The sequence below is a fragment of the Streptomyces phytophilus genome (genome assembly GCF_013870535.1).
Taxonomy (GTDB): Bacteria; Actinomycetota; Actinomycetes; order Streptomycetales; family Streptomycetaceae; genus Streptomyces; species Streptomyces phytophilus.
Genome location: NZ_JACBXC010000865.1, coordinates 1 through 2,639 on the forward strand (window position 1 = coordinate 1; position 2,639 = coordinate 2,639).

Here is a 2,639-nt window from a genome sequence, read left to right on the forward strand (position 1 = left end):
GCCCGGTGTCGGTCTCGTCCACGGAGATGCCGAACTCGCCGGCGACGCCGACCAGGCCCGTGCCGTACCCCTTCGTCACCGCCCGGAACTGCCAGCCGCCGCCCGCCCGGCGCAGCTCGCCGCAGATCAGCGCCGACGAGGCGCCGCCGTCCGGCTGGATGTCCACGTACGCGAACGGCTCCCCGCCCGCCGCGTCGCCGCTGCCCGCGTCGTGCAGCTCGACGCGCAGGCTCCGCACCCGCGTCAGGGTGCCGCCGTCGGCGGATGCGACCAGCACCATCCGGTCGACCGACGGGTCCTGCCGGGTGAGCTGCGCCTCGACGGAGTCGGTCAGCCCCTCGCCCTGCCGCTTCTTCGGCAGCTTGCGGGCGAGCCCGGAGGGGTGGCGGGGCTGGTTGTAGAAGACGAAGTCGGCGTCCGAGCGGACCCGGCCGTTGTCGTCGAGGAGGATGACGCAGGCGTCGACGTCCGGGACCCCGGCGCCCGGGGTCCAGCGCAGCACGGCCCGTACCGCAGCGACAGATACGGACATGTCGGATCCCTGCGCCATGGCGTGCGTCATGCGGGCTATCCTGCCCTGTCGCCGGCGGCGGCCACAATGCGGGGCGATCGGGGAACGGTGGAGGTCTCCCGGACGTCCCTTTTACCGAATCATCGCCTTACTTCGACGTTCTTTTACCCACCACGGCCCCGACCCGGCCGCGACGACCCCCGGGAGTACCGCATGCGCCACTTCGGGCACGTCTCCCCGGACGTGCGTGCCGCGCTGTTCCACCGCGAGCCGGCCGAGTTCACCGCCGGCGCCCCGCCCGAGGAGCTGGCCATGGCCCTGGGCGCGACGCTCTACAGCCCCGCCACCCGCCCGCAGCTGGCGCGCGACATCCGGGTGCAGGCGGCGCGCGGGGTGGTGTCGATGGTGCTGTGTCTGGAGGACTCCATAGCGGACGGCGAGGTGCCGGAGGCGGAGGCCAACGTCGTACGGCAGCTGAGGGAGCTGGAGCGGCAGGACACCGGCGGTGTGCTGCCGCTGCTTTTCGTCCGTACCCGCGAGGCGGGCCAGATCCCCGATCTCGTGGCGCGCCTGGGCCCGGCGGCGCGGCTGCTGTCGGGGTTCGTGCTGCCGAAGTTCACGGCGGTGCAGGGGGCCGCCTTCCTGGAGGCGGTGATCAAGGCGGAGCAGTCGACAGGGCCGGAGGGCCGGCGGCTGTACGCGATGCCGGTGCTGGAGTCGCCGGAGGTGCTGCACCTGGAGTCGCGGGCGGCGGCGCTGCGGGGCATCGCGCGGGTGCTGGAGCAGTACCGGGAGCGGGTGCTGGCGGTACGGCTCGGGGTCACGGACTTCTGCGCCGCGTACGGGCTGCGGCGCTCGCCGGACATGACGGCGTACGACGTGCAGCTGGTGGCCTCCGCGATCGGGGACGTGGTCAACGTCTTCGGGCGGGCGGACGGCAGCGGCTTCACCGTCACGGGGCCCGTGTGGGAGTACTTCCGTCAGCAGGAACGATTGTTCAAGCCGCAGCTGCGGAGCAGCCCGTTCGCCGCGGGGCGGGCCGAGGAGCTGCGGGCGGCGCTCATCGAGCACGACATGGACGGGCTGCTGCGGGAGATATCCCTGGACCGCGCGAACGGGCTCCAGGGCAAGACGTGCATCCACCCCAGCCATGTGGCGCCGGTGCACGCGCTGTCGGTGGTGAGCCACGAGGAGTACGTGGACGCGACGGACATCCTGCGCAAATCTGGCGCGGGGGGCGGGGTGATGCGGTCGGCGTACACGAACAAGATGAACGAGGCGAAACCCCACCGGGCATGGGCGGAGCGGACCCTGCGGCGGGCGCGGGCGTTCGGGGTGGCACGGGAGGACACGACGTTCGTGGAACTGCTGGCGGCGGCGGGGCAGGGGGACAGCTGATGGGCGCCGGTACGGCCGCCTCCGGCGGCGTGTGGTCCGGGGAGTGGGTGGAGAGCAGGCTCGGCGTCGAGCTGTCGGGCCCGCCGGAGCTGCGGGACCTGGTGGGCCTGGCGCTGCGCCGCAACCCCCGCCGGGCCCACCTGCTGGTCTCCACGGTGCTGGGCAAGCACGTCCCGCAGCGCCCCTCGCGCATCCACGGCGCGGGCCTGCGCCTCGGCGCCCTGGCCCGGGACCTGCTGGGTGCCGACGCCGCGGCCAGGGCGGTGGTCCTCGGCTACGCCGAGACGGCGACGGGCCTGGGCCACAGCGTCGCGGACGGCCTGGGGGCCGCCGCGTACCTGCACTCCACCCGCCGCCCGGTCCCGGGAGTGCCCCGGGCCGCCGGCTTCCAGGAGGAGCACAGCCACGCCACGGAGCACCTGCTGCTGCCGGCCGACCCCGGGCTGCTGACGGGCGACGGCCCGCTGGTGCTGGTCGACGACGAACTGTCGACGGGCCGCACCCTGCGCAACACGATCACCGCCCTGCACGGGGCCCGCCCCCGGGCGCGGTACGTGGTGGCGGCGCTGACGGACATGCGCTCCGAGGAGGACCGCAGGGCGCTGGAGAAGTCCGCGGCGGACCTGGGCACGCGCGTGGACGTCGTATCGCTGGCCGCGGGAACGGTCCGCCTCCCGCCGGACGTCCTGCGCCGGGGCACGGAACTGGTGGCCCGGCACGAGCACCTGGC

Annotated in this window: 3 protein-coding genes; 2 read left to right on the top strand and 1 reads right to left on the bottom strand. The window is 74.2% G+C overall.

From position 1 onward, the window contains the following. A partial coding sequence (locus H5J30_RS26390) for a TerD family protein (protein ID WP_181789836.1) occupies nt 1–562 on the bottom strand: 562 nt, incomplete at its 3' end. Nucleotides 563–724: 162 nt separating this feature from the next. On the opposite strand from H5J30_RS26390, the gene H5J30_RS26395 reads away from it, so the two are divergent. Together H5J30_RS26395 and H5J30_RS26400 are read left to right on the top strand one after the other, a co-directional pair. Beyond that, nucleotides 725–1,909: an HpcH/HpaI aldolase/citrate lyase family protein gene (locus H5J30_RS26395; RefSeq protein WP_181789837.1), complete on the top strand. Its 1,185-nt coding sequence runs from the start codon at nt 725–727 to the stop codon at nt 1,907–1,909. After that, nucleotides 1,909–2,639 (top strand): phosphoribosyltransferase domain-containing protein (locus H5J30_RS26400; protein WP_220189396.1); only part of this gene is annotated, 731 nt, incomplete at its 3' end. The genes H5J30_RS26395 and H5J30_RS26400, both read left to right, overlap by 1 nt.

Coding starts and splice junctions, on each gene's coding strand:
- H5J30_RS26395 (WP_181789837.1), top strand. CDS start 725: ATGCGCCACTTCGGGCACGTCTCCCCGGACGTGCGTGCCGCGCTGTTC.